29 protein-coding genes, 1 tRNA gene, 1 pseudogene and 1 riboswitch are annotated in these 25,477 nt (G+C 65.5%); of the genes and pseudogenes, 22 read left to right on the top strand and 9 right to left on the bottom strand.

Translation table 11 applies throughout. The features are described 5' to 3' along the window. Positions 1 to 45: 45 nt before the first annotated feature. Genes LCF60_RS11545 through LCF60_RS11515 form a run of 7 tightly spaced genes read right to left on the bottom strand, consistent with a single transcriptional unit; the run spans position 46 to position 4,916 of the window. Positions 46 to 1,041, bottom strand: a complete 996-nt coding sequence (locus tag LCF60_RS11545) for a TonB family protein (RefSeq protein ID WP_292291913.1) — start codon at positions 1,039 to 1,041, stop codon at positions 46 to 48. Beyond that, positions 1,041 to 1,430, bottom strand: a complete 390-nt coding sequence (locus LCF60_RS11540; protein ID WP_292291912.1) for a biopolymer transporter ExbD — start codon at positions 1,428 to 1,430, stop codon at positions 1,041 to 1,043. Before LCF60_RS11540 ends, LCF60_RS11545 begins: the two co-directional genes overlap by 1 nt. Beyond that, complete coding sequence (locus tag LCF60_RS11535; RefSeq protein WP_292291911.1) at positions 1,427 to 1,801, bottom strand: biopolymer transporter ExbD; 375 nt, start codon at positions 1,799 to 1,801, stop codon at positions 1,427 to 1,429. The genes LCF60_RS11540 and LCF60_RS11535 overlap by 4 nt, the downstream gene beginning before the upstream one ends. Position 1,802: 1 nt before the next feature. Beyond that, positions 1,803 to 2,423: a MotA/TolQ/ExbB proton channel family protein gene (locus LCF60_RS11530; protein ID WP_292291910.1), complete on the bottom strand. Its 621-nt coding sequence runs from the start codon at positions 2,421 to 2,423 to the stop codon at positions 1,803 to 1,805. Next, complete coding sequence (locus LCF60_RS11525) at positions 2,417 to 3,205, bottom strand: cobalamin-binding protein (RefSeq protein WP_292291909.1); 789 nt, start codon at positions 3,203 to 3,205, stop codon at positions 2,417 to 2,419. Before LCF60_RS11525 ends, LCF60_RS11530 begins: the two co-directional genes overlap by 7 nt. Beyond that, positions 3,202 to 3,960, bottom strand: coding sequence for an ABC transporter ATP-binding protein (locus tag LCF60_RS11520; protein WP_292291908.1), 759 nt, complete (start codon positions 3,958 to 3,960; stop codon positions 3,202 to 3,204). The genes LCF60_RS11525 and LCF60_RS11520 overlap by 4 nt, the downstream gene beginning before the upstream one ends. Continuing rightward, positions 3,957 to 4,916 carry an iron ABC transporter permease gene (locus LCF60_RS11515; protein WP_292291932.1) on the bottom strand — a complete coding sequence of 320 codons (960 nt, stop codon included), beginning with the start codon at positions 4,914 to 4,916 and terminating at the stop codon, positions 3,957 to 3,959. The genes LCF60_RS11520 and LCF60_RS11515 overlap by 4 nt, the downstream gene beginning before the upstream one ends. Before the next feature lie 127 nt (positions 4,917 to 5,043). Further along, positions 5,044 to 5,226: riboswitch (cobalamin riboswitch) on the bottom strand. 657 nt (positions 5,227 to 5,883) lie between these two features. Between LCF60_RS11515 and mraZ the strand changes: the two genes are divergently transcribed. The 20 genes and pseudogenes from mraZ to LCF60_RS11415 all read left to right on the top strand — a co-directional run bounded on the left by mraZ (position 5,884) and on the right by LCF60_RS11415 (position 22,628). Next, on the top strand, positions 5,884 to 6,393 hold the full coding sequence (gene mraZ, locus LCF60_RS11510; protein ID WP_292291907.1) for a division/cell wall cluster transcriptional repressor MraZ: 510 nt from the start codon (positions 5,884 to 5,886) through the stop codon (positions 6,391 to 6,393). Between the two features lie 6 nt (positions 6,394 to 6,399). Next, positions 6,400 to 7,392 carry a 16S rRNA (cytosine(1402)-N(4))-methyltransferase RsmH gene (gene rsmH, locus LCF60_RS11505; protein ID WP_292291906.1) on the top strand — a complete coding sequence of 331 codons (993 nt, stop codon included), beginning with the start codon at positions 6,400 to 6,402 and terminating at the stop codon, positions 7,390 to 7,392. Beyond that, positions 7,392 to 7,745 carry a cell division protein FtsL gene (locus LCF60_RS11500; RefSeq protein ID WP_292291905.1) on the top strand — a complete coding sequence of 118 codons (354 nt, stop codon included), beginning with the start codon at positions 7,392 to 7,394 and terminating at the stop codon, positions 7,743 to 7,745. The genes rsmH and LCF60_RS11500 overlap by 1 nt, the downstream gene beginning before the upstream one ends. Further along, complete coding sequence (locus LCF60_RS11495) at positions 7,742 to 9,529, top strand: penicillin-binding protein 2 (protein ID WP_292291904.1); 1,788 nt, start codon at positions 7,742 to 7,744, stop codon at positions 9,527 to 9,529. The genes LCF60_RS11500 and LCF60_RS11495 overlap by 4 nt, the downstream gene beginning before the upstream one ends. Before the next feature lie 43 nt (positions 9,530 to 9,572). Further along, positions 9,573 to 11,057: a UDP-N-acetylmuramoyl-L-alanyl-D-glutamate--2,6-diaminopimelate ligase gene (locus LCF60_RS11490; RefSeq protein WP_292291902.1), complete on the top strand. Its 1,485-nt coding sequence runs from the start codon at positions 9,573 to 9,575 to the stop codon at positions 11,055 to 11,057. Beyond that, entirely contained in the window at positions 11,054 to 12,496 is a 1,443-nt protein-coding gene (gene murF, locus LCF60_RS11485; RefSeq protein ID WP_292291901.1) for a UDP-N-acetylmuramoyl-tripeptide--D-alanyl-D-alanine ligase, read from the top strand. Before LCF60_RS11490 ends, murF begins: the two co-directional genes overlap by 4 nt. A gap of 4 nt (positions 12,497 to 12,500) precedes the next feature. Beyond that, entirely contained in the window at positions 12,501 to 13,583 is a 1,083-nt protein-coding gene (gene mraY, locus LCF60_RS11480) for a phospho-N-acetylmuramoyl-pentapeptide-transferase (RefSeq protein WP_292291900.1), read from the top strand. A gap of 244 nt (positions 13,584 to 13,827) precedes the next feature. After that, entirely contained in the window at positions 13,828 to 15,048 is a 1,221-nt protein-coding gene (locus LCF60_RS11475; RefSeq protein ID WP_292291931.1) for a Coenzyme F420 hydrogenase/dehydrogenase, beta subunit C-terminal domain, read from the top strand. A 68-nt stretch (positions 15,049 to 15,116) separates the two neighbouring features. Next, a complete protein-coding gene (locus tag LCF60_RS11470; RefSeq protein WP_292291899.1) occupies positions 15,117 to 15,596 on the top strand; it encodes a UPF0262 family protein in 480 nt (159 codons plus the stop codon). Positions 15,597 to 15,599: 3 nt separating this feature from the next. Further along, complete coding sequence (locus LCF60_RS11465) at positions 15,600 to 16,049, top strand: low molecular weight phosphatase family protein (protein ID WP_292291898.1); 450 nt, start codon at positions 15,600 to 15,602, stop codon at positions 16,047 to 16,049. Then, a complete protein-coding gene (locus LCF60_RS11460) occupies positions 16,046 to 16,441 on the top strand; it encodes a ketosteroid isomerase-related protein (RefSeq protein WP_292291897.1) in 396 nt (131 codons plus the stop codon). The genes LCF60_RS11465 and LCF60_RS11460 overlap by 4 nt, the downstream gene beginning before the upstream one ends. After that, positions 16,441 to 17,036, top strand: a pseudogene (locus tag LCF60_RS11455) (GNAT family N-acetyltransferase). The gene LCF60_RS11460 and the pseudogene LCF60_RS11455 overlap by 1 nt, the downstream one beginning before the upstream one ends. Then, positions 17,033 to 17,917, top strand: coding sequence for a carbon-nitrogen hydrolase family protein (locus LCF60_RS11450; RefSeq protein WP_292291895.1), 885 nt, complete (start codon positions 17,033 to 17,035; stop codon positions 17,915 to 17,917). Before LCF60_RS11455 ends, LCF60_RS11450 begins: the two are co-directional and overlap by 4 nt. Before the next feature lie 80 nt (positions 17,918 to 17,997). Beyond that, positions 17,998 to 18,216, top strand: a complete 219-nt coding sequence (gene infA / locus LCF60_RS11445; RefSeq protein WP_005978431.1) for a translation initiation factor IF-1 — start codon at positions 17,998 to 18,000, stop codon at positions 18,214 to 18,216. Positions 18,217 to 18,225: 9 nt separating this feature from the next. Beyond that, positions 18,226 to 18,804 (top strand): Maf family protein, encoded by a 579-nt coding sequence (locus LCF60_RS11440; RefSeq protein ID WP_292291893.1) that lies wholly within the window; start codon positions 18,226 to 18,228, stop codon positions 18,802 to 18,804. After that, positions 18,801 to 19,823, top strand: coding sequence for a ribonuclease E/G (locus tag LCF60_RS11435; protein WP_292291891.1), 1,023 nt, complete (start codon positions 18,801 to 18,803; stop codon positions 19,821 to 19,823). Before LCF60_RS11440 ends, LCF60_RS11435 begins: the two co-directional genes overlap by 4 nt. After that, on the top strand, positions 19,820 to 20,011 hold the full coding sequence (gene yacG / locus LCF60_RS11430) for a DNA gyrase inhibitor YacG (protein ID WP_292291890.1): 192 nt from the start codon (positions 19,820 to 19,822) through the stop codon (positions 20,009 to 20,011). The genes LCF60_RS11435 and yacG overlap by 4 nt, the downstream gene beginning before the upstream one ends. Before the next feature lie 38 nt (positions 20,012 to 20,049). Further along, entirely contained in the window at positions 20,050 to 20,796 is a 747-nt protein-coding gene (locus LCF60_RS11425) for an allophanate hydrolase subunit 1 (RefSeq protein ID WP_292291889.1), read from the top strand. Beyond that, complete coding sequence (locus tag LCF60_RS11420; protein ID WP_292291888.1) at positions 20,793 to 21,842, top strand: urea amidolyase; 1,050 nt, start codon at positions 20,793 to 20,795, stop codon at positions 21,840 to 21,842. Before LCF60_RS11425 ends, LCF60_RS11420 begins: the two co-directional genes overlap by 4 nt. A 3-nt stretch (positions 21,843 to 21,845) precedes the next feature. Further along, a complete protein-coding gene (locus LCF60_RS11415; protein ID WP_292291887.1) occupies positions 21,846 to 22,628 on the top strand; it encodes a 5-oxoprolinase subunit PxpA in 783 nt (260 codons plus the stop codon). Here LCF60_RS11415 and LCF60_RS11410 read toward each other — a convergent pair. Then, on the bottom strand, positions 22,604 to 23,869 hold the full coding sequence (locus LCF60_RS11410; RefSeq protein ID WP_292291886.1) for a DUF4147 domain-containing protein: 1,266 nt from the start codon (positions 23,867 to 23,869) through the stop codon (positions 22,604 to 22,606). The genes LCF60_RS11415 and LCF60_RS11410 overlap by 25 nt on opposite strands. A gap of 100 nt (positions 23,870 to 23,969) precedes the next feature. Then, positions 23,970 to 24,053 (bottom strand) — tRNA-Tyr (locus tag LCF60_RS11405). A gap of 120 nt (positions 24,054 to 24,173) precedes the next feature. On the opposite strand from LCF60_RS11405, the gene rlmB reads away from it, so the two are divergent. Both rlmB and LCF60_RS11395 read left to right on the top strand, forming a co-directional pair. Next, positions 24,174 to 24,953: a 23S rRNA (guanosine(2251)-2'-O)-methyltransferase RlmB gene (rlmB, locus tag LCF60_RS11400; protein ID WP_292291885.1), complete on the top strand. Its 780-nt coding sequence runs from the start codon at positions 24,174 to 24,176 to the stop codon at positions 24,951 to 24,953. 49 nt (positions 24,954 to 25,002) lie between these two features. After that, positions 25,003 to 25,344, top strand: coding sequence for a hypothetical protein (locus LCF60_RS11395; protein ID WP_292291884.1), 342 nt, complete (start codon positions 25,003 to 25,005; stop codon positions 25,342 to 25,344). The last annotated feature ends 133 nt before the right edge of the window (positions 25,345 to 25,477 follow it).

The following is a 25,477-nucleotide window of genomic DNA, read 5'->3' as shown; positions in this document are numbered from 1 at the left end:
GGCGACGATGCGTCGACGCATCGACACGCTCGGTCGACCGAGCGTTCACCGCGCGACGGTCAACCGTTGGCTGAACCGGTAGCTGGATTTCGTCAGTCCCTCGGGCGCCCTTGGAAACCGCGCCCGTCTGACTGCGGCCAGCGCCGCCTGGTCCAGCCGTGGATTGCCCGATGACGCCGCCAGCGACACGCCAGTGACCTGTCCCGCCGGGGCGACGGCGATCACCAGTTGCACCGTTCCCTGCAACCCGCGCGGCGGTCGATGCGCGCGACGCAGGGCCGAGGTGATCTGAGCGCCCCATTGCTGTTCCAGCCGGGCCAGTTGCGCACCGGATGGTCCGCGCGGCGCGGGGGCTTCGACGGATTGCCTGGGGCTGGACGAAGAAGCGGATCCCGATCCCTGCGCCGTTTGTTTGGGCTGCGCCGCGCCTTGCGCGGGCTGTGGTTCGGGAGCGGTACGCGGCGCGGGTCTGTCGGGGCGCGGTTGCGGACGCAGCGACGCGACGGGCGCAGCCCGGCGGGCGGGTGGTGTCGTGTCGATCTCCGGGGCAGCCCGGACGGTCTCGGCCAGTGTCGGTCGCGCAGGCGCGGCGGGACGCGGCGTGTCTTGCGGTGCGGGCAGGTCGGGTGCGTCGTCTGCCCTCTGTGTGAGGGGCAGCGGCAAGGCCTCGGGCATGGTCTGGGCCAGGGGGATCGGCGGCGCCGGCAGGCGCGTTTCGGCCTGTGGCAGGCTCGGCGCCGGGCCGGGGGCGGCAAGGGCCGTCATGGCTGGGCGTCGGGCCAAGGGCGTGTCCTGCTTCGGGCGGACGGGCGCTGCGGCCGCATCGGGCTCTGTCAGCCTCGGCGCATCGCTCACCTCCGGCGCGCGGTCCCAGTCCTGCACCATAGCGGCCAGCGTGGGCGTTGCGGCCTGCAGGGTCATTTCTGCAGTGCCGCCTTCGACACCGCTGCTGCCGCCGGGTTGCAAGGGGGCGATGGCCAGCGTTGCGGCGTGAAGCGCGCCGGAGAGGGCGATGAACGCGATGACTTCGAAAACCCGCATCAGCCGCCCTCCGTCACGATCTCGACGCGTGTTGCGCCAAGTGCCGTCAGCTGCGCGAGGATTTGCGCAAGGGTCGCGGCGGGCAGGGTGGCATCGGCGTGCAGGCGCAAAGGCGCGTCTTCCGTCGCGGCAACAGCTTGGGCCAGAGCCGCGTCACCGCGCGCCGTGTCGAAAGCGATCTCTCCCTCCGCACTTATGTAAAGGGCGGCCTGGCCCGTGTCCTCGTCGCCGCTGGCGTTCGGCAGGGTCAGGTCGAAGGGCGCGGGGGGGACGATCTGCGCGGTCATCAGGAAGAAGATCAGCAGCAGGAACACCACGTTGATCATCGGCACGACGGGTTCACGTGCGGCGCGACGGGGGCGCGGCGATATGAGCGCGCGGCGTGTCATTCCAGCACCACGAGGTTGGACCAGCCCGCCGCGCGCAGCAGGCCCATCGTGTCCAGCAGGTGTTGCACCGACGCACCGTCGCGCGGGCGCAACAGGATGATGTCATCGTCGCTCTTCATCAGCGGGGACAATGCCGCGACCGGGTCGGTTGTTTCAATGCCGTTGATGCGCAGACCGTCCGGCAGGACGCTGAGCAGTCGGGGTGGGCCGTCATAGGGCTGTGCCGCGCCGCCAGAGAGTGTGACCGGGATCGCGTCGGTCACACCGAACCGTGCGGCAAGCATGAAGAAGACCAGCAGCAGGAACACGACGTCGATCATCGGGGTCAACCCGATGCGGCGGCGGCGTGTCTGGTGGCTCAGGTCAAGCATGTCAGTCCCGTCTGCTCCGGGTCAGAACGCGGGTGGCGAGATCGTCGAAATCATGTGCGAGGCGGTCGTTGATGCTGTCGAACCAGCTGAGCGCCATGGAGGCCGGGATTGCCACGGCCATGCCTGCGGCGGTGGTCAGAAGCGCCTCCCAGATGCCGCCGGCGAGGGCCGAGGGGTCGGCGCGGGCACCGCTGTCCTGAAGCGCCTGAAACGCGTCGATCATGCCCAGAACGGTGCCGAGCAGGCCGACCAGCGGCGCGATGGTGGCAATGAGGTCCAGTGCGCGCAACCCGCTTCCCGCGTCCATCAGCGCGCCACGCGCGACGCGGGCGGTCTCGTCGCGGGCATCTTCGATGGGCAGGGTGCGCGCGGCCTGCATGGCGGTTTTGACCACGCGGGCGCGCAGGCCGGTGCGATTGTGCAAATTGGCAAGGGCATTGTCATATTGGCCAATCTGCCACTGACCCACGGCAGCCTCGGTCGCGTCGCGCCGCCATGCGCCCATCAGCGTCAGCCGCCAAAGCTTCCACAGGATCAGGCCCAGCGTCACCACGCTCAGCCCGGCGATGACCCAGAGGGCGGGGCCGCCGATGTTCAGGAAATCGGTGATCCGGGTCAGCATGGCGGAACGTCCTTGGGGAAGATGGCGGCGATCATGGCGTCAAGCCCGTCGCTGAGGGCGGCGGGGCCGGGTTGCAGGATCAGCGGCGATTTGATTTCGACGATGCGGCCCTGCGCGACAGCCGGGATCATGCCCCAGCCGGGGCGCGCGGCGATCTTTTCCGGTCTCACCTTCTTGCCACACCATGAGGCGACAATGATATCCGGTGCGGCGGCGATCACGTCTTCAGACGTCACAATGCGGTCTTTTGCCGACGCCTCATGGCGCAGATGGGCGAAGCAATCGGTGCCGCCCGCGATCTCGATCAGGTCGGAGGCCCAGCCGATGCTGGTGATCATCGGGTCGTCCCATTCCTCGAAATAGACGCGCGGGCGGTGGTCGGGCGCGTTGGCGCGCAGGGTGGCGATGCGGGTTTCGAAGCCTTGGGCCAGTGCCTCGGCGCGGTCGGTGCAATCGGTCAGCCGGCCCAGCATGCGGATCATGCGCAGGATGCCCGCCACATCGCGCTGGTTGAAGGCCATGACCTCGATCCCGGCGCGGATCAGCTCGGCGGCGATGTCGGCTTGCAGGTCCGAGAAGGTGAGCACCAGATCGGGGCGCAGCGCGAGGATCTTGGGGATGTCGGCAGAGGTGAAGGCGCCGACGCGCGGCTTTTCCTGCCGCACGCGCTTGGGGCGCACGGCATAGCCGGTGACGCCGACGATCCGGTCTTCCTGCCCCAGCAGGTAGAGCGTTTCGACCGTTTCCTCGGTCAGGCAGACGATGCGCTGCGGGGCACTCATTGGATCACTCCCAAAGGTTGGACCAGCGGGCCGTTTGGCGTGGGCACGATATTGGCGCGCAGGTGGAACACCTCTTCCAGACGGGCGGCCGTCAGGATCTCGTCCGGCGTGCCATCGGCCACGATGCGGCCTGCGCCCATCATGATGAGCCGGGTGCAGTAGCGCCCGGCCAGCGACAGGTCATGCAGAGAGGTCAGCACGGCGCGGCCTTCCTGGGCCAGGGTCTCGAACACCTGAAGCGTGGCGATCTGGGCGGCGGGATCAAGCCCGGCGATCGGTTCGTCCGCCATCAGGAGCGGCGTGTCCTGCGCCAGCGTGCGCGCGATCAGCACGCGCGCCTGTTCGCCACCCGAGAGCGCTGTGGCCAGACGGGTGCGGAAATTCTGCAGCCCCATGCGGGTGAGGGCGGCATCGACCGCGTTTTGATCCGTAGGGCTGAGCCGTGCGCCGCGTGCAAGGTAGGGCAGGCGGCCAAGGGCGACGATCCTCTCGACGCTCATCGGCCACGCGATTTCGCGGGTCTGCGGCAACCAAGCGGCCTGCCCCGCGCGCTGTCGCGGAGGCAGGGCGGCAAGGCTGCTGGTCCCCTCGAACGGCAAGAGGCCCAGAGCGCCGCGCAGAAGCGAGGTCTTGCCCGCGCCGTTGGGGCCGATCAGGCCGACACATTCGCCGGGGCCGATGCTGAACGAAGCCGCATCCACCACGGGGCATTCGCCGCGCCGCACAGTGAGGTTTTGCACCGACAGGAGCGTCATGCAAACTCCCTCCGTGTCTTGTATATAAGGTGCAGGAAGAGCGGTGCGCCGATCAGGGCCATCACGACGCCGAGTTTGAGGTCGCGCTCCGGCAGCACCAGCCGAGTCACCAGATCGGCGGCAAGGACCATCGCAGCGCCGCCTAGGGCCGAAGCCCAGAGCAAGGTGGACGGACGGCCATGGGCAAAACGGCGCAGGATATGCGGCACCACCAGCCCGACAAAACCGACAGCGCCAGCCACAGCGGTGGCGGCGCCGACCGCAGCGGCGGTGCCGAAGAGCAGTTGCACGCGCAGGCGCGAGAGCGAGATGCCCATCGCCTCGGCGGCGTCTTCGCCCAGCGTCAGCGCATCGAGGCCACGCCCCAGACCGGCCAGCGCGACCCAGCCAAGCGCCATGATCGGCAGCGCCAGCCAGACATGGCTCATCGCGCGGTTGGCGACGGAGCCCATCATCCAGAACATGATCTCGGACGCGGCATAGGGGTTGGGCGACAGGTTCAACGTCAATGAGGTGAGGGCTGCGGCAAAGGCCGACACGGCGATGCCCGCAAGGATCAGGGTGAGCGACGATCCGCGCGGACCGGCGAGCAGCAGGATCAGCGCGACCGCCACCCCGGCAAAGCCAAGCGCGGTGATCGGCAAGGCAAGGAAAAACGCAGCGGCAAACCCGGTTTGCAGTGCGATCACGGCACCCAGCGCGGCAGAGCCGGAGACCCCGATCAGCCCCGGTTCGGCCAGCGGGTTGCGCAGGAAGCCCTGCATCGCGGCACCGGACAGGCCCAGCGACACGCCGATCATGGCGGCAAGCAGGGTGCGGGGCAGGCGGATCTCCTGCATGACGGTCACGTAAAGCGGATTGCCCCGCCCGAAGAGCGCCGTCAGACCGTCGGGAATTGAGATCGCCGCATAGCCGACGAACAGCGATGCCAGAAACATCGCCCCCGTCAAAACCATCAGCGCACCAAAGAGCTTCACCGCCCTGCCTCCCGCGCATCGAACATATCAAGCCTGAGGGCTGCGCCCAAAGACGGTGACTGTCACCACACCGGAGTACCGTCACATCCCGCGCGCCCCGCGCGGGTGTAGGGTGATCTGTCACGGCAGGTCTCCTGACTTGCGGGTCTTTGCGTGGCTCGGGCCTTCCCGGTTTCCCAGTGGCATATGCCGAACACGCTCGCCGCTTACAGTTGCGGGGGCAGTCGTGGGATTTCACCACGTTCCCTTTTCACCGGGTTTGGCCCGGACCATGACGGATTTCGGCGTACAACCGGCGGGTCTTCATTGCAAGCGTTGCCGTCCAGAGGCATGGCATGGGAAATGATGGGACAATCGGTGCGTACGAGCCTGGTGTCGGCGAATCAAATCCGTGATTCCCAGCGAATTAAAAGGAAATTCGGGTGGGTTGCGGCTTTTCAAAAGCTGCCATTTGCGGATGTTCTTGGTTTGTTTGTTCTGCGTTCGGGAAATTATGGGCAAACGTGATTGGTGTCAGAAGTTACCATATATTGTATCCTGTTGAGAGCTTTGTGGTGCATATCGTTTCGGATCGGCGAATTTGATACCAAATCCAGTGCTGAAAAGGCTGTAGTGCCAGCGTCTGGTGCCGGTTTCCCATAAAAAACTGTTGCGACCCATGAATTCCCATGGCATCCATGTTTCACGAGATGAGAGCAGGAACGGCAGACGAGGCAGCAAGACCTCACCGCGGTATCCAAACAATAAAAAAAGCAGGTTTCATACAGGCACCCGCTTTCATCGAACACAGAGATCCGGCGCGCGGGCGAGCAGACATCCCCCCAGGTGGCGCGCGCAGTCGGACATTCCCGGAAACGGGACACGGGCGGCGGGTTGATCAGTGGCAGCAGATCAACCCGCCGTTTCCGTTTCCAGGGATCAGAGCAATGAAGGGACCGGTAGGGCAGTGACCCGAAAGCTGAGGTTCAGAGGTGAAAGCCATCACAAGGTCGATGGCAAGGGCAGGGTGTCCATCCCGGCCTCGTTTCGCCGTGTCCTCGAGGCGGGCGATCCTGCCTATACTGAAGGTCTGAACCCCGAACTGGTCATTGTCTACGGCGACAAGCGCCGCAAATACCTTGAATGTTACACGATCACTGCCATCGAAGAGGTGGACGAGAAGATCGAGGCGCTCCCGCGTGGGTCGGTCGAGCGCAAGATGCTGCAGCGCCTGTTCAACGGGCAGTCCCATGCGACCAGCGTCGACGAGACCGGACGGCTGGTGCTGCCGGCAAAGCTGCGCCAGAAGATCGGGCTGAGCGCCGAGGCGTTCTTCATCGGCGCCGGCGACACGTTCCAGATCTGGGAACCCGGAACCTTCGAGGCCGAGGAACAGGCCGCGACCGACGAGTGGCTCGAAGAGCTGCCGGACGATGTCGACCCGCTCATCTACCTGGACAAGCAGCCGGGGAGCTGATCGGACATGTCTGCTGCCGCTGCGACGCCCCCTCGAGACCCCCACATTCCCGTCCTGCTTGCGCCGCTGTTGCGAACGGTTGCGCCAGTCGGCGGCGTTTGGGTCGATGGCACCTTCGGCGCGGGCGGTTATGCGCGTGGGCTGATCGAGGCAGGGGCCGACAAGGTCATCGGCATCGACCGCGATCCGCTGGCGCTCGAGATGGCGGCGGCCTGGTTGCCCGAATATGACGGCCGGATCGAACTGCACCAGGCAAACTTTGCCGAGATGGACCAGATCGCGTCGGACGTGGACGGGGTTGTGCTGGACCTTGGCGTGTCGTCGATGCAGCTTGACCAGGCCGAGCGCGGGTTTTCCTTCATGAAGGACGGCCCGTTGGACATGCGGATGGGGCAGGACGGACCGTCGGCGGCGGATATCGTGAACAATGCGGATGCCTTTGATATCGCGGACATTCTCTATACCTACGGCGAAGAGCGCGCGTCGCGCCGGATTGCCAAGGCGATCGTGGCGGCACGCAAGGTGGCGCCGATCACGCGGACATTGCAGCTGGCCGGGATCATCGAGACCTGCCTGCCACGCCCCAAGCCGAACCAGAGCCATCCCGCCACGCGCAGTTTCCAGGCGCTGCGGATCGCGGTGAACGACGAATACGGCGCGCTGATGCTGGGGCTGATGGCGGCCGAACGCGCGCTCAGGCCCGGTGGCCTGCTTGCCGTGGTCAGCTTTCATTCCGTCGAGGACCGGATGGTCAAGCGGTTCATGCAGGCGCGCGGCGGGCAGGCGGGGCGCGCCAACCGCTATGCGCCCGAACTCGAAGCCGAAACACCTGCATTCGAGATCGTGACCCGCAAGGCGGTGGGTCCGGATGATGATGAACTGGCGGTCAATCCGCGTGCCCGGTCGGCCAAGCTGCGGGTGGCGCGGCGCACCGAGGCCCCGGCGGGCGAGATCGACGCGGGCCAGATCGCCTTGCCGCAACTGAAGGAAGACCGTTGATGCGTTCGCTACTTTATGTCCTGACGTTCATGACCGTCATCGGGGCCGCGTTCTGGGCCTATCACGAGAACTACAAGACGCAGGCGGCGCTGGGCGAGGCGCAGGCGGTGCGCGCCGACCTGCGCGATGCACGGGCGCGGTTGGCCGTTCTGAAGGCGGAATGGGCCTATCTGAATCGCCCGGATCGTCTGCGGGACCTCGCCGAGGTGAATTTCGAGCGTCTGGGCCTGATGCCGTTCGAGCCGGACCAGTTCGGGCGCGTCGACCAGGTCGCCTATCCGCAGCCTCCCGAATTGCCGATCACCGATCCGGTCGAGGTGTCCAGCGCCGGAGCAGGAGAGCAAGAGCCATGATTCGCACACCGCTGCGTCCGCTGGCGCGCATTCTGGACGCGCGCCGCAAGGGCGAGAACCCCGACGCCATCGAACGCGAAAACCTGCGCATCCGGCATGAACAGATGCGCGACAAGGCGCGGTCGCGGGCCGAGGGGCGGCTTCTGGTCATGGCGGTGATGTTCTTTTGCGCCTTCGGCGTGATCGGCGCGCGCATGGGCACGCTGGCTGCCTCCGAAGCTGAAGAGCCGCGCGCGCAGGCCACGGGGGCGTCGATCATCGCCAGCCGGGCCGATATCGTCGACCGGCAGGGGCGGATCCTCGCAACCAACATGGAGACGTTTTCGCTTTATGCCCATCCGCAGCAGATGATCGACCCGATCAAGGCGGCACGGGAATTGGTCGCGATATTTCCGGAACTTGACGAAGACCGTTTGCGCAAGGACTTCACCGGCAAGCGCAAGTTCATGTGGGTGCGCAAGAAACTCAGCCCCGAGCAGAAGCAGCGGGTGCATGACATCGGCGAGCCGGGCCTGTTGTTCGGCCCGCGCGAGATGCGGCTTTATCCCAATGGCGCGCTGGCGGCGCATATCCTTGGCGGCGCGAGCTTTGGCCGCGAAGGCGTTCATTCCGCTGAAGTCATCGGGACCGCGGGCATCGAGAAATTCTTCGACGACGCGCTGCGCGACCCGGCCCGCGAGGGCGCACCACTCGAACTATCGCTGGACCTGACCATCCAGGCGGCGACCGAACGGGTGCTTCAGGGCGGCATGAGCCTGATGAATGCCAAGGGCGCGGCCAGCGTGCTGATGGATGTCCATACCGGCGAGGTGATCGCGATCGCGTCGCTGCCGGATTTCGACCCCAATGACCGCCCGCGTCCGTTGACCCAGGGCGAGGCGGCGGACAGCCCGCTGTTCAACCGCGCGGTGCAGGGCGTATACGAGCTTGGCTCCACCTTCAAGGTGTTCGCCTCGGCCCAGGCGCTCGAGTTGGGGTTGGTCAATCCCGAGACGGTGATCGACACGAGTGGACCGCTGAAGGTGGGCGGATTCCGGATCGGGGAATTCCAGAACAAGAATTACGGACCGCTGTCGGTGTCGGACATCATCGTCAAGAGTTCGAACCGGGGCACAGGCCGCCTGGCCCTGGCGATCGGCGCGCAGCGGCAGCAGGAGTTTCTCAAGGGGCTCGGCTTTTTCGAGCCGACGCCGCTGGAAATCGTCGAGGCCAAGGGGGGTCAGCCGCTCTTGCCGCAACGCTGGACCGACCTGTCGAGCGTGACGATCTCTTATGGCCACGGGTTGTCGTCGAGCCCGCTGCACCTGGCGGCCGGATACGCGGCGATCGCCAATGGCGGCTACAGGGTCGAGCCGACGCTGCTCAGGCAGAACGGCCCAAGGCTTGGATCGCGCCTGATGTCCGAGAGGACCGCGCGGCAATCGCTGGACATGCTGCGCAAGGTGGTCACCGAAGGCACGGCGAGCTTTGGCGAGGTGCCGGGCTATTCGGTGGGCGGCAAGACCGGCACGGCCGACAAGCCAAAGGCGCGGGGCGGCGGTTATTACGATGACAAGGTTATCAACACCTTTGCATCGGTCTTTCCCACGCATGATCCGAAATACGTGCTGATCGTGACGCTTGATGAACCGGTCGAGACCAGTGGCACCAAGCCGCGCCGCACCGCCGGCTGGACGGCTGTGCCGGTCGCGGCTGAAATGATCCGTCGCGTCGCACCGCTTCTGGGCTTGCGCCCCGAGGTGGAAACGCGGCATCTGACAGGCATCATCAACACCTCGAACTGAGGGCATCCGCCCTTTGCGAGGCCAGGAAAACAGGGAGAGCGTCATGGGGGCAGACGCCAAGAGCCTGACCGAGCTGGGTCTGACGGGGCGCGGCGGTGCCGACGCCTTTGTCACCGGTCTGGCCGTGGACAGCCGCGATGTCAGGGAGGGCTATCTTTTTGCCGCGCTGCCGGGCACGCGCATGCATGGCGGCGAGTTCATCCAATATGCGTTGCGCATGGGGGCCGCGGCCATCCTCACCGATGTCGAGGGGGCCCGGATCGCCAAGGACGTGCTGGACGGGTCATCGGCCGCATTGGTGATCGCCGCGGATCCGCGGCAGACGCTGGCCTTCACGGCGGCGCTGTGGTTCGGCAACCAGCCCGACACGATGGTCGCCGTCACCGGCACCAACGGCAAGACCAGCGTCGCCAGTTTCGTGCGGCGGATCTGGCAATTGCTGGGCCATCCGGCGGTCAACCTGGGCACCACGGGTGTCGAAGGCGACTGGCAGGCGCCGCTGGCCCATACCACGCCGGAACCGATCACGCTGCACCGGGCGCTTGCGGGCGCGGCGGAGGCCGGGATCGAACATGCGGCGATGGAGGCGTCGTCGCACGGGCTGGCGCAGCGGCGACTGGACGGCGTGAACCTGCGCGCGGCGGGGTTCACCAATTTCACCCAGGATCACCTGGACTACCACGAAAGCTTCGAGGCCTATTTCGACGCCAAGGCGGGGCTGTTCGCGCGCGTGTTGCCGGAAGACGGCATCGCGGTGATCAATATCGACGACGCGCGCGGCGTGGACATGCTCGCCATCGCGCGGGCGCGCGGGCAGGAGGTCATGACCGTGGGCCGTGACAGCGCCGCCGACATGGCATTGCTGGCGCAGCGGTTCGACGCCACCGGGCAGGACGTGCGAATCAGGTTCGGCGGCGAGGCCTTCCAGACCCGGCTGAACCTCGTCGGCGGCTTCCAGGCCGAGAACGTGATGGTGGCGGCCGGGCTGGTGATCGCCAGCGGCGCGGCGCCCGACCGGGTGTTCGCGGTGCTGCCGGAACTGGAAACCGTGCGCGGGCGGATGCAGCTCGCGGCGACGCGCGCCAATGGGGCCGCGGTCTATGTCGATTATGCCCATACGCCGGCAGCGGTGGCGACCGCCTGCCAGGCGCTCCGCCCGCACGTGATGGGGCGGCTGGTGGCCATCGTCGGCGCGGGCGGCGACCGCGATCCGGGCAAGCGGCCCCTGATGGGGGCGGCGGCGGCAGAGTTCGCCGACCACGTGATCGTCACCGACGACAATCCGCGCACCGAAGACCCGGCGACGATCCGGGCGGCGGTGCTGGACGGCGCGCCGGACGCGATCGAGGTCGCGGACCGCGCCGAAGCGATCCTGCGCGGCGTCGATGCGGTCGGGCCGGGGGACGCGTTGCTGATCTGCGGCAAGGGACACGAGACCGGGCAGATCGTGGGAACGACGATCTATCCGTTCGACGATGTGGAACAGGCCAGCGTGGCGGTCGCGGCCCTTGACGGAAAACTGGCATGACCCTTTGGACATCGGCAGAGGCGGCCGCAGCCACCGGCGGCACCGTGACAGCCGAATGGCAGGCGCAGGGCGTGTCCATCGACACGCGGACGCTCCGGCCCGGCGATCTGTTCGTGGCCCTGACAGCGGCGCGGGACGGGCATGATTTTGTTGCACAGGCGCTGGACAAGGGCGCGGCGGCGGCTTTGGTCAGCCGGGTGCCCGACGGCGTGGCGGGTGATGCGCCGCTGCTGATCGTCGACGACGTGCAGGCCGGGTTGGAGGCGTTGGGGCGTGCCGCGCGGAGCCGGACAGGGGCCAGGGTGGTCGGTGTCACCGGGTCGGTGGGCAAGACCTCGACCAAGGAGATGCTGCGCACGGTGCTGGGCGCGCATGGTCAGGTGCATGCCGCCGAAGCCAGTTACAACAATCATTGGGGTGTGCCGCTGACCCTTGCGCGGATGCCGCGTGACGCCGATTTCGCGGTGATCGAGATCGGCATGAACCATCCCGGCGAGATCGCCCCCCTGAGCAAGCTCGCCCGCCCGCATGTGGCGCTGGTGACGATTGTCGCGCCGGCGCATCTCGAGGCGTTCGAAGACATCGACGGGATCGCGCATGAGAAGGCGTCGATCTTTGACGGGCTGGAACCGGGCGGGGTGGCGATCTGGAATGGCGATCTGCCGACCAGCCCGATCCTCAAGGCGCGGGCCGCAGAGAGGGCGGCCGTCAGCCTGTCCTTCGGCACGACCGAGGGCTGCGACATGCGCATCACCTCGATACGGGACACCGAGGGCTACAGCGTCGCGCAGGCCGCGTTCGAGGGCGCTCAGCTGCTCTACAAGATCGACGCGCCGGGGCGGCATTTCGCGATCAACGGCGCCGCGGTGCTGGCGGTCTGCGAGGTGCTGGGCCTCGACCGCGCGCTGTCACTGGCGGCGATCGGGCGCTGGCATCCGGGGGCGGGGCGCGGGGCGCATGTCACGATCCGGCTTGATGTCGCCGATCCCGATGCGACCCTGGCGCTGTTCGACGACGCCTACAACGCCAACCCGGCCTCGGTTGCCGCGGCGCTGGCGGTTCTGGCGGCAGCACCCGTTCAACATGATACAGGCCGGGTTCAGAAGGGCCGCCGGATCGCGGTTCTGGGCGACATGAAGGAGCTTGGCCCGACCGGACCGGCGCTGCATGCCGCGCTGGCCGATCTGGACGCGCTGCGGGGGCTTGACCGGGTGCATTGCGTCGGGCCGCTGATGCGTCATCTGCATGAGGCGCTGCCCGAATTGCAGCGGGGCCTGTGGTTCGAGACCGCGCGCGACATGGCCGACCGCCTGCCCCGGTCGCTGGATGCGGGCGATGTGATCCTGGTCAAGGGATCGCTGTCGATGGGGCTCGCGCGTGTGGTTGACGCGATCCGCAATATGGGCGAAGGCAACGCCCGCGGCGTGGTGGAAGGATAAGAGCATGTTGTATTGGCTGACCGCGCTGTCGGACGGTGGAGATTTCTTCAACCTCTTTCGCTATATCACCTTTCGCGCAGGCGGGGCGTTTCTGACCGCGCTGCTGTTCGGCTTCTTCTTCGGAAAGCCCCTGATCAACGTGCTGCGCAAGCGCCAGGGCAAGGGCCAGCCGATCCGCCATGACGGGCCCGACGGGCATTTCGCGAAGGCCGGCACGCCGACCATGGGCGGTCTGCTGATCGTCGGGGCGCTGCTGACCTCGACGCTGCTTTGGGCACGGCTGGACAATCCGTTTGTCTGGATGGTGCTTTTCGTCACGATGAGTTTCGCGCTGATCGGTTTTGCCGACGATTATGCCAAGGTGAAGAAACAGAATTCGGACGGTGTCTCCGGCAAGGTCCGCCTGTTGCTGGGCTTCGTGATCGCGGCCATCGCGAGCTACTGGGCCGCGCAGTTCCATCCCGAAGAACTGACCAACCAGCTTGCCTTTCCGGTGTTCAAGGACACGCTCTTGAACCTTGGCTATCTGTTTGTGCCCTTCGCGATGATCGTGATCGTCGGCGCGGCCAACGCGGTGAACCTGACCGACGGTCTTGACGGGCTGGCGATCATGCCGGTGATGATCGCCGCAGGCACGCTGGGGGTGATCGCCTACGCGGTGGGGCGGGTCGATTTCACCGAATATCTGGATGTGCATTACGTGCCGGGGACAGGCGAGATCCTGATCTTCACCATGGGCATCTTCGGCGGCGGGCTTGGATTTTTGTGGTACAACGCGCCGCCCGCGGCTGTCTTCATGGGCGACACCGGGTCACTGGCGCTGGGTGGCGCGCTGGGCGCCATCGCGGTGGCGACAAAGCACGAGATCGTGCTGGCCATCGTCGGCGGTCTGTTCGTGGTCGAGGCGCTGTCGGTGATCGTCCAGGTGCTTTATTTCAAGCGCACCGGCAAGCGCGTCTTCCTGATGGCGCCGATCCATCACCATTACGAGAAGAAGGGTTGGGCCGAGCCGCAGATCGTGATCCGCTTCTGGATCATCTCTCTCATCCTCGCGCTGATCGGCCTGGCGACCCTGAAGGTGCGCTGACAGGCTCGTTCCGGAACGACGGAACCGGTTTTCAGGCAGATCGAGCGCAATGGGATTGCGCGCTTTATGTCTCGTCCTTGCGCCTTCGGCGACGTCCTCGGGCAAGTGTCTGCGCGACGCGGTCGATGAGCGGTGCGCGCGCGTTGGATGGTGGATTTGCATATTTGGAAAGAGAAGAAGTCCGGACTGGTTTTTTGCCGGTGTGTCAACTAAACCTGACACAATGCGCAAGATGGAGGCGGAGATGGATGGGGGACGGATCGGTCTGACGGTGCCGGAGATCGGCGGCGCGCCCCGTCCGGGCCTGTGTACCGATTGCGGCGTGTCGCGCATGGGCGACGGCCGCGCCTGCGGGCGGGCCTGTCAGTTTATCCAGCCGGATTACGAGAGCCTTGAGAGATCGGTTCATGGGCGTGTGGCCGGGGCGGGGGACGAGGCGTTTTTCGGGGTGACACACGCCATGTACCGTGCACGGCTGGAGCCTGCGGCCGAGGGCGCGCAGTGGACCGGGTTGACCACGGCGCTGGCGGCGGAATTGTTGCGCGCCGGTGCGGTGGACGCGGTGCTCGCGACGGCACCTGACCCCGAGGACCGGTGGAAGCCGTTGCCGGTGATCGTCACACGGGCCGAGGAAATGGCGCAATGCCGGGGCATGCGGATGGGGTACGGGCCGCTTCTGGCGCTGCTGGAACCGGCGCGCGCGGCGGGGCATCGGCGGATCGCGGTGGTGGGCATTCCCTGCCAGGTCTACGCGCTGCGGGCGCTGGAGGCGGAACTGGGGTTCGACGAGATCACGGTGATCGGCACGCCCTGTTCGGACAACACCACGACCGAGAATTTCCATGCCTTCCTGGCGCGGCTGGATGACCGGCCCGAAACCGTGTCCTACCTGGAGTTCCGGGCGGATTACCGCGTGGAATTGCGGTTCGACGATGGGCGCAAGCCGCGCTTTGTGCCGTTTCTCAAGCTGCCGCTGTCCGATCTGCCGGCGGATTTCTTTCCGATGACCTGCAAGACCTGTGTCGATTACACCAACCGCCTGGCGGATATCACCGTGGGCTACATGGGCGGCGATGGCGACCAGTGGCTGATCGTGCGCAACGCGCGCGGGGCGGCGATGCTGGACCGGCTTGGTGACAGGGTGGTGCGGCGCGGCCTGACGGACAAGGGCAAGCGCGCGGCCGCGGTGAAAGGCTTCATGGCCAACACCGAACGCGCCGCCGGTGGGTTGCCGCTGCGCCGGATGCCGGACTGGGTGCGTCCCATCGTGGCATGGCTGCAACCGCGCACCGGGCCACGCGGGTTGGAATTTGCCCGTGCGCGGGTCGAGATGAAGGCGATCGAGACAATTTTGCATCTGCGGCGGGCGCATCCCGCGCGGATCAAGAACATGGTGCCCGATCATGTCTGGCGCGTGGCCGCGCGCTATGGTCTGATGCCCGGCAAGGACGAAACGCGCGGTTAGGCCAAAGGTCAGATTGCGCGATATCTGAACCCGCGTTAGGGAGGGGCGCAGATCAAGGAAGACTGCCCATGACACGCATTGCCCATATCAAGCTGGACGACGGCAATCTGCCCCCGCCCACCCCGGAAATCGAACAGGAGCGCCGTGTGGCGATGTTCGACCTGATGGAGCACAACACGTTCGCGCTTCCCGACCGCGACGACAAGCCGGTGCCTGCCGGGCCGTACCATGTGGGCCTGTCGATCAAGGACAAGCGGCTGGTCTTCGACGTGACCACCGAAAGCCATGACAAGGCGGCGGAATTCCACCTGTCGCTGACACCGTTCCGGCAGGTGGTGAAGGATTACTTCCAGATCTGCAAATCCTATTTCGATGCGGTCAAGACCCTGCCGCCCAGCCAGATCGAGACCATCGACATGGCGCGGCGCGGCATCCACAACGAGGGTGCGCGCATCTTGCAGGAACGGCTCGAGGGCAAGGTGACGGTGGATGATGACACCGCGCGGCGGCTCTTTACCCTTGTCTGCGTCCTGCATTTCGGGGGCTGAGCCTTGGGGTCGTTGCCGCAGTCGATTCTGTTCTGCTGCGACCACAATGCCGTCCGGTCTCCGATGGCCGAAGGAATCATGAAGAAGCTTTACGGCTTCGAGACCTATGTGCAATCCGTGGGCGTGATGAACGATCTGGAGATCGACGGGTTCGCCATCGCGGTCTGCGAAGAGATCGGTGTTGCGCTGAACCGCCATCGGTCGCGCAGTTTCGACGAGATGGAGGAAAACGGCGAGGCGTTGTCGGGGTTCGACCTGATCGTGGCGCTGTCGCCCGCGTCGCAGCGGCGGGCGCTGGATCTGACGCGGTTCTACCATCTGAAGGTGGAATACTGGCCGATCATGGACCCGACGGGCCTTGGCGAGACCCGTGAACAGAAGCTGAATGTCTATCGGCAGACACGCGATCAGTTGGTGGATCATCTGAAACGGAAATGGGGAGCGCAGCCATGAGCCATGCAACGATCACGCGGTATTTCGAGGCGTTCAATGCCAAGGATATCCCGGCCATGCTGGAGTGTCTGACCGACGACGTGGCGCATCACGTGAACGAGGGCAATATCCGTATCGGGCGCGACGCGTTCGAAGCGTTTTGCCAGCACATGGCGCAGTGTTACGACGAGACATTGACCGAACTGGTCGTGTTCGTGGCCGAAGACGGTGGGCGCGGCGCAGCGGAATACATGGTGAACGGAACCTATCTTGCCACCGATGCAGGGCTGCCGGAGGCCAGGGGGCAGGGATACCGCCTGCCTGCGGGATCGTTCTTTTCGCTGACCGAGGGCAAGATCAGTCGCGTGGTGACCTATTACAACCTCAGTGACTGGGTGCAGCAGGTCTCGTGATGCGGATCGAGGTGCTGACCGGCGCGGCGCTGGACGCTGCCCTGGATGACGTGGCGGGCTTGCGCATCGGCGTGTTTCGCGAATGGCCGTATCTCTATGATGGCGATCTGGACTATGAGCGCGGGTATCTCGAGACCTATCGCGCCTCCAATGCGGCGATCCTTGTGGGGCCTTCGATGGATCGCGGCTTGTCGGGGCGGCGACGGGCACACCGATGAGCGACCACGCCGACGATTTCGTCGCAGCGTTCGACGGAACCGGGATGGCGCTGGAGGAGATATTCTATTGCGCCGAGTCGGTGCTGTTGCCGGAATATCGCGGGCAGGGCATCGGGCATCGGTTCTTTGATCTGCGCGAGTCGCATGCACGGGCGACGGGGGCGCGTGTCTCGGCCTTTTGTGGCGTCGTGCGACCTGACGACCATCCGTTGCGGCCACCGGGCTACCGACCCTTGGACGGGTTCTGGCGCAAGCGGGGCTATGCGCCTTTGGACGGGGCCGTGGCGTGGTTTTCGTGGAAAGACATCGATCAGCCGCAAGCCACCAGGAAGCCGCTCCAGGTCTGGACGCGGGATTTGACAGGGGATGAAAGATGAAAGTTGCAGCCGCCGCCTATCCGATGGATTTTCTTGACACCTGGCGGGCTTACGAGGACAAGTTGACGCGCTGGGTGAGCGAGGGCGCCACTGCCGGGGCCGATCTTCTGGTGTTTCCGGAATATGGCGCGATGGAGCTTGCGACGCTCGCGGGGCGCGATGCGGCACTTGATCTGGAGGCGTCGCTGCGGGCGGTGTCAGACCGGATCCCTGAGGCAGATGCGTTGCATGCGAAGCTGGCGCAGGCGTTCGGGGTGCATATCCTTGCGGCCTCGGCACCGGTGTTTGATGCCGATATCGACGACCGCCCGGTGAATCGCGCCCGATTCTTTGCGCCGGATGGCAGCATGGGCCATCAGGACAAGCAGATCATGACGCGATTCGAACGCGAGGAGTGGGGAGTGGTCGGCGGTGGACCGCTGCACCTGTTCGACACGGCTTTGGGCAGAATCGGCATCCTGATCTGCTATGACAGCGAATTTCCGTTGCTGGGTCGCGCGATGTCCGAGGCCGACCTGATCCTTGTGCCGTCCTGCACCGAGGCGCGGGCGGGGTATTCGCGCGTGCGGATTGGCGCGATGGCACGGGCCTTGGAGAATCAATGTGTTACGATCATGTCTTCAACCGTCGGGTCCTGCGATTGGTCCGAGGCGGTGGATGAAAACACCGGCACGGGCGGCATTTTCGGACCGCCCGATACCGGTTTTCCGCCGACGGGTGTGGTCGCGGAAGGCATATTGAATCATCCGGGCTGGACCTGTGCAGAGGTCGATCTGGAGCGGATTGCGCATGTCCGGGCCGATGGTGTGGTGCTGAACCGGCGGCATTGGGACGAGCAATCTGGACGTGACGTGATTGCCGCAACGCGGAAACTGGGTTGAATAGGCCTTGATAAACGGGCCGTTTGGCCCCATTTAATAGCGCGCCCCGCACTATGTCGGGGGTTAACTCAGGAGAGACCATGGCCAAGGAAGATACGCTCGAATTTCCCGGTGTCGTTAAGGAACTCCTGCCTAACGCGACGTTTCGGGTCGAGCTGGAAAACGGCCATGAGATCATCGCGCATACGGCAGGCAAGATGCGCAAGAACCGGATTCGTGTTCTTGCAGGCGACAAGGTGCAAGTCGAAATGACACCCTACGATCTGACCAAGGGTCGGATCAACTACCGCTTCAAGTAAGCGCGCTTCATGCGCCTGGTACTGGGGTCCGGAAGCCCGCGCAGGCGGGAGCTTTTGGCGCAGATCGGGGTGGAGGCGGATGATATCCGCCCGCCCGACATCAACGAAGACCCGCGTCCCGGTGAATTGCCGCGTCCCTATTGTGTGCGTCTTGCACGCGAAAAGGCATTGGCGATTGCCGCAAGCGACGACGAGATCGTGCTGTCTGCCGACACCACGGTTGCTCTGGGTCGGCGCATTCTGGGCAAGCCCGAAGACGCGGCCGAAGCCGCGCAGTTTCTTTATGCGCTGTCCGGGCGCAGGCACCGGGTCGTGACGGCGGTGGCCGTGCGGCGGGGGGACCAAATCTGGGAACGCGACGTGGTCACGCAGGTGAAAATGAAATCGCTGAGCGATGCCGAGGTGAACGCCTATCTGGCCAGTCAAGACTGGCGCGGCAAGGCGGGTGGCTATGGCATCCAGGGCCCCGCCGGTGCCTTTGTGCCGTGGATCAACGGCAGCTTCAGTGCGGTTGTGGGCCTGCCGCTGGCGGAAACGGCCAACCTCTTGGTTGCGGCGGGCTATCCGCTTTACGGGGTGTCGACATGAAGGGGCGTCTGATTGCGCTGGACCATATCGGGGACCGCGAGGCGGCGGCGCTGATGGTGGACGGGCAGGTCGAGGATCTGTTCTTCGACACCGACCAACCCGCTCCCGGCACGATCTACCGCGCCATTGTCGACCGTCCGATGAAGGGGCAGGGCGGGATGTTCCTGCGCACGCCCGATGGCTCTGCTTTCGTACGGCAGGTCAAGGGGCTGTCCCCCGGTCAGACGCTGCTGGTGCAGGTCACCGGTTATGCCGAACCCGGCAAGGCGATTCCGGTCACGCACAAGGTGCTGTTCAAGAGCCGCTACGCCATCGTCACGCCGGACGCGCCGGGGATCAACGTGTCGCGCCGAATCAAGGATGACGATGCGCGCGAAAGCCTGTTGGAAATCGCGCATGACATCATGGACGCGGGCGGTTTCGGCCTGATCCTGCGGTCGTCCTGCGAAGGGGCCGATGCGGGCGAGATTGCCGACGACATCGCGGCGATGGCCGATCTGGCGTCCAAGGTGATGGCGGATGCCACGGGTGACGCGGAAACGTTGATGGAAGGCGATGGGCCGCATCTGCTGGCGTGGCGCGAATGGACCGATGATGCCGAGATCGACAGCGCCGATGGCAGCTTTGAGCGGCATGGCGTGTCGGATGTGCTCGACGGGCTGCGCGCCCGCGATGTGACGCTGGGCGAACAGGCGTCGATGGCGATCGAGCCGACGCGGGCCTTGGTTGCAGTGGATGTGAATACGGGTGGCGATACCAGCCCGGCTGCCGGTCTCAAGGCCAACTTGGCAGCGGTGAAAGACCTGCCGCGCCAGTTGCGGCTGCGCGGGCTTGGCGGGCAGATCGTCATTGATCCGGCGCCAACGGCCAAGAAGGACCGTCGCCAGATCGAAAGTGCGCTGCGGGCGGCTCTGAAACGCGACAGCGTGGAAACCGTGTTCGTGGGGTGGACTCCGCTGGGGCATGTCGAGTTACAACGCAAGCGCGACCGACTTTCCCTGAGCGAGGTGCTGACATGAGCTGTCCCATCTGCGGCAAAGACACAAACCCCGAAGCGCGTCCGTTCTGTTCGAAGCGCTGCGCCGACCTGGATCTGGCGCGGTGGCTGAACGGGCAATATGCCGTGCCGTCCGAAGACCCCGAGGACATCGAAGCGGCCATTGAGGCTGCCGAACAGGCGGCTGCGGCGTCGGACAAGATCCACTAGCATCTTGCCTCGACAGGTCGTCGTGATACGGCTTGCTCATGGATGCCGCGATCTCCAAATCCTTTGAGCCCCTGATCCGCCCGGCGGGGCTGGACGGCGTGCTGGTGAGTTTCGGCGATGCCTTGACGGAGCCGGCGAACCGCGCGGCCCTGGCCTTTGCGACCGAAGTCGAAAAAGCCGGGATTGACGGGGTCGAGGATTGCGCGCCGTCGCTGGTGTCTGTCCTCGTGCAGTTCGACCCGGTGCATCTGGAGTTCGAGGCTCTGGTCGAACGGCTGGAGGCGTTGTTGCGAGACCGGACCTGGTTTGACGCCGCGATGCCCGAGGGGCGGCGGTTTATCCGTGTGCCGACGGTCTATGGCACTGATCTTGCGCCACAACTGGACGAGGCGGCCAAGGCGGCCGGGCTGTCGTCCGAGGAAGCGATCGCCCAATTGGCAGAGTCGCGTGTCCGGGTACAGACCATCGGTTTTGCGCCCGGTCAGCCTTATCTGGGTCTCTTGCCCGAAGTCTGGGATATTCCGCGCCAGACCGCGCTGACCAAGGCGGTGCCGGAAGGAGCTCTGGTGGTGGCGATCCGTCAGCTGGTGCTGTTTTCCGTCTCAAGCCCGACGGGATGGCGCCATGTGGGGCAAACAGCGTTGAAGCTGTTCCGTCCCGACAGCGACACGCCGTTTTTCCTGCGCCCGGGGGACGAGGTGCAGTTTGTGCCCGCCACGCCGGATGTGCTGAAACATCACGCGGATGATCCGAACGGCGGTGCCGAGATCGAGGCGATCCGGTGACCCGCGCGCTGAACGTGCACCGGATTGCGCCCGGCGCAACCGTGCAGGACAGGGGCCGTACCGGGTATCGCGCATTCGGTGTGTCATGCGGTGGCGCGGCGGACAGGCTTGCCCTTGCCGAAGGGGCGGCGCTTCTGGGCCAATCCATCGACTGCGCGGCATTGGAATTGCCGGGCTCGGGCGGTGTCTTCGAGACGACTGCCCCGTTGCGCATTGCCCTGACCGGTGCGCCGATGCGGGCGCAGATGGACGGTGCGCCGATGCGGGCGCAGATGGACGGTGCGCCGCTGGCTTGGTCCGCGTCACATGCCGTGCCTGCGGGCGCGCGGATTGAAATCGGCGGCGCCTTGGCGGGCAGCTATGGCTACCTGCATGTGGGCGGCGGGTTCCAGACGCCGGTGCGGCTTGGGGCGCGATCCGTGCACCTTGCCGCGGGCATCGGCTCTGCGGTGCAGGCGCAGGATGTCTTGCCCGTTGCAGAGGACACGGGCACCGAGGTCGGTCTGTGCCTGCCCCAGGACACCCGCTTCGAGGGTGGTATGCTGCGCATGGTCGAGAGTTTTCAGACCGGCTTTTTCGACCCGCCGACGCGGGACCGGTTCACGCAGACCATTTTCCGCCGCGATGCGCGGGCCAATCGCATGGGGATGCGGCTTGAATCCGAGGGGGCCGGCTTTTCGACGAGCGAGGGGCTGAACATCCTGTCGGAATCGATCCTGCCCGGCGACATCCAGATCACCGGCGATGGCACGCCCTATCTGCTGTTGGTGGAAAGCCAGACGACCGGCGGGTATCCCCGTCTCGGGACGGTGATTCCCGCCGATTTGCCACGCGCGGTGCAGACCCCTGCGGGCGGTACAATGCGGTTTCGGTTCGTGTCGCGGGACGAGGCGGTTCAGGCGCAGCGGCGGATGCAGGACCATCTGGCGCAGCTTTCCAAGCTGTGCAGACCGCTGGTGCGGGACCCATCGCAAATGCGTGAGCTTCTGAGCTATCAACTGATCAGCGGCGTCACAGCGGGCGACGCGCCTTTTTCCGAGGAGTAGACAATGCATGTCGATCTGAATGCCGATATGGGCGAAAGCTTTGGTCCGTGGCCGATGGGGTCGGATGCGGCGTTGCTGGAGGTCATCACCTCGGCCAATGTCGCCTGCGGCCTGCATGCCGGCGACTGGGACGTGATGGCGCAGACGATGGCGCTGGCTGTGGCCAACGATGTGGGAATCGGTGCGCATCCGGGGTTTCCCGACCTTCAGGGCTTTGGCCGCAGACGCATGCATCTGAGCCATGACAGCTTGCGAAATCTCGTGCGATATCAATTGGGTGCGGCACAGGCGATGGCGCGGTCCGTGGGCGGCACGGTGCGGCATCTGAAGCTGCATGGCGCGTTGGCGAACATGGCATCCGAGGATCTGGCGATGGCGACCGCCTGTTACGAAGGCGCGCTGTCGGTTGATCCTGACATCATCATCATGGTTCTGGCCGCGACACGGCAGCAGGCGGCGGTCGAAGCGTTGGGCTGTCGCTGGGCGGGCGAGATTTTCGCGGACCGGGCCTATAATGACGACGCGACGCTTGTGGATCGAAGCCTGCCCGGCGCTGTCATCCATGACGCGGAGCTGGCGGGACGCCGCATGGTCGAGATGGTCAAGGCGGGCGCGATCCTCACCGAGAGCGGCGCACATATCCCGGCGCCGGTGGACACGATCTGCCTGCACGGCGATGGCGCGACGGCGGTGCAAATTGCCCGCACGGTGCGCGCCGCTCTGGCCGAGGCTGGCGTGTCGTTGCAGCGGTTCGATTGGCGTCAGGGTGAGATGATCAAGGTCTGAACATCGGCAACATTGGTGCCCGTGGCGCGCGTCATCAGCAGATCGCCACCGGCGGCCAGGGCGGCGTAGCTGTCATTGTTGGCCAGCAGGGCGGTGACGTCCTGGCCTGCCGCCGCGATCCGGGGCAGGGTGCCCGCGTCCACCACGCCGCCCGCGGCATCGGTGGGGCCATCGCGACCGTCGGTGCCACCGGACAGAAACACCCAACGCGCGTTCAGTTCGGGCGCGCGCAGGGCGACGCGCAGGGCCAGTTCCTGATTGCGTCCGCCGCGCCCCGTGCCGGCGAGTTTCACCGTGGTTTCGCCGCCGAACAGCAGCGCGGTGGGTTCGGGCCGCGCAATCAGTTCCGCGAGCACCTGATCTGCGGCGTCGTTCACGTCCCCGATCAGGGCATCGCTGACGATGCGGGGCGTCAGACCGATGCGTTGCGCTTCTTCCGCCATCGCTTCGAGGGACAGGCGGTTCGATCCGACCAGTGTGTTTGTCGCGTCCGGCAAAGGGTCAAACGTCTGATCCTTCTGCGTTTCCAGATGGTTGCGGATCGACTCCGGGGTCATGTCCCAAATCCCGGCTGTCCTGAGCGTGGTGATGGCGTCGGTCGCCGTGCCAATCGGGCTGACCGTCGGGCCGGACGCAATGGCGCGCAGATCGTCGCCGATGACGTCGGACAGCAGGTAGGCAAAGACTGGCGCAGGTGCGGCCAGCCGAACGAACCCACCGCCCTTGAGCAGGCTGACCTGCTGGCGCACAAGGTTCATCTGCACGATGTCGAGCCCGGCCGAGAGCAGCAGGTCGTTCAGCCGCGCCTTGTCCGCGAGGCTGATACCCGGCGGCGGGGCGGGGAGGAGCGCGGAGCCGCCACCGGAGATCAGTGCAACGACACGGTCGTTCTCGGTGGCTTCGGCCAAAAGTTCCATCACGCGCTGGGCGGCCCGTGCGCCGGCCTCGTCGGGGACGGGATGTCCGGCGCGCAAAAGCTCTGCACCCTTCAGTGTCGCGTCGTTCTCGTGATGGGTCACGGCCAGGGCCGCATGGGCATCCGGTATGGCGGCCATCGCTTCGCCCAGCATCGAAGGCGCGGCTTTGCCGATGGCGATCAGGAATGTGCGCCCGCCGGAATTCTGCGGCGGCAGCGGGGTGTGTGCAAACCCGTGCCGCACCGCCCGCGCCGGATCGGCGGCGGTGACGGCTGCGTCGAACAGGAGCCGGGCTTGGGTGCGAAGGCTTTCGATCTGTGTCATGTGACGATTAGCCGTGCGAATCCCATGAAAGTCAATTGTTTGCACAGCAGAGCTGATGCACTGCGTTCACTGTGATCTTGCGCAATCGACTTGGAGTAAGTGGTGGGCGACCCTGGAATCGAACCAGGCGTGCGTCTCCGCGAGGGAGTTACAGTCCCCTGCCACACCTTGCGGCCTGTCGCCCACTTTTGCCAAGGACCCTGCCCGTGGCGTGAGCGGGTGATTACAATTGCCCCCTTGCGGCGTCAACAGGAAAATCCCATCAAGCGGGAGCGTTTTCTGCAAGGCAATCAAGGGGGCTGTGATGGTCAAGAAACCGAAATGGGTGGTGGCCAAGGAACAGTCCAGGAAGGCTGCGGCGGCCGAGACAGTGTGGCTCTTCGGGTTGCACGCGGTGCGGGATGCGCTGGTCAATCCGAACCGCGACCGGCTTCGTCTGGTGGTGACGCGCAATGCCATGGACAAGCTGGCCGATGCCATCGAAGTGGCTGGAATCGAACCGGAAATGAGCGATCCGCGTCGGTTCGATGCCCCCATCGAGCCGCAATCCGTGCACCAGGGGGCTGCGCTGGAAGTCAAGCCGCTGAACTGGGGACGTCTGGAGGATGTGGCGCTTGGCGGGCCTGCCGGCCCACCGCGTATCGTCATGCTCGACCGGGTGACCGACCCTCACAACGTCGGGGCGATTCTGCGGTCGGCAGAAGTGTTCGGCGCGTCTGCCGTTGTCGGCACGCTGCACCATTCCGCGCCGGAGACAGGCGCCTTGGCGAAAACCGCCTCGGGCGCGCTGGAGCGTCAGCCCTATTTGCGAGAGCGCAACCTTGCCGACGCGATGGAGCGTTTACGGTCAATGGGTTACGTGATTTTCGGACTGGATGGCGAGGCCGAGCAGAGCATCGACGACGCCGTGGCGCCGGTGCGCGACAGGCCGATTGCGCTGGTGCTGGGGGCCGAGGGGCCGGGGCTGCGCCCCAAGACCAAGGAAACCTGCGACGCGCTGGTGAAAATCCCGTTTGCGCAGGCGTTCGGGTCTCTCAACGTGTCGAACGCGGCGGCGGTGGCGCTTTACGCCGCACGGAGCTAGGCTTGCGGTTGGCGGGTCGCGTGCCAATATTCGGTCCGAAGGAGAGGCCATGCCCCACGGAACCAAGATCGCGACCTGCTGCTACTGCGGAACCCGCGCAGCCCTTGTTTTAAAAGGGGAAACCCGCCACGAACTGAGCTGTTCGGCCTGCGGTGCGCCGCTGCATGACATGAAGATGCTGCGCGCCGACATGGTGCAGACACCGGTGTCGAGCGCGCGGGTGAACACGCACCGGCCCAAGGCCAAACAGAGGAAAGGTTCCGTGACGCCGCTGCCAGCCTGGGAACGGGAAGCGGTCTTTTCCAACCGGAAGAAAAAGAAGAAGCGCAAGACATTGGCGAAACGGTTCTTCGAGGAAGCTTTCGACGTTCTGGAAGACATTTTCGACTGACCCGTACGACTCTACCACACGAAGCGTACGGCCCGGAGCGAGAAAAGCTGGGTTTCGATGTCCCTGCGTCGATTTGGGCGCAGTTTTCAGCGAACCGTACGAATAGCCAGGTCGAACCGTACGGTTGATCGGT

The sequence above is a fragment of the Marivita sp. genome, from assembly GCF_020055635.1.
Taxonomy (GTDB): Bacteria; Pseudomonadota; Alphaproteobacteria; order Rhodobacterales; family Rhodobacteraceae; genus Marivita.
The sequence above is the reverse complement of the archived record's forward strand: the minus strand, read 5'-3'. Positions and strand labels throughout refer to the sequence as shown.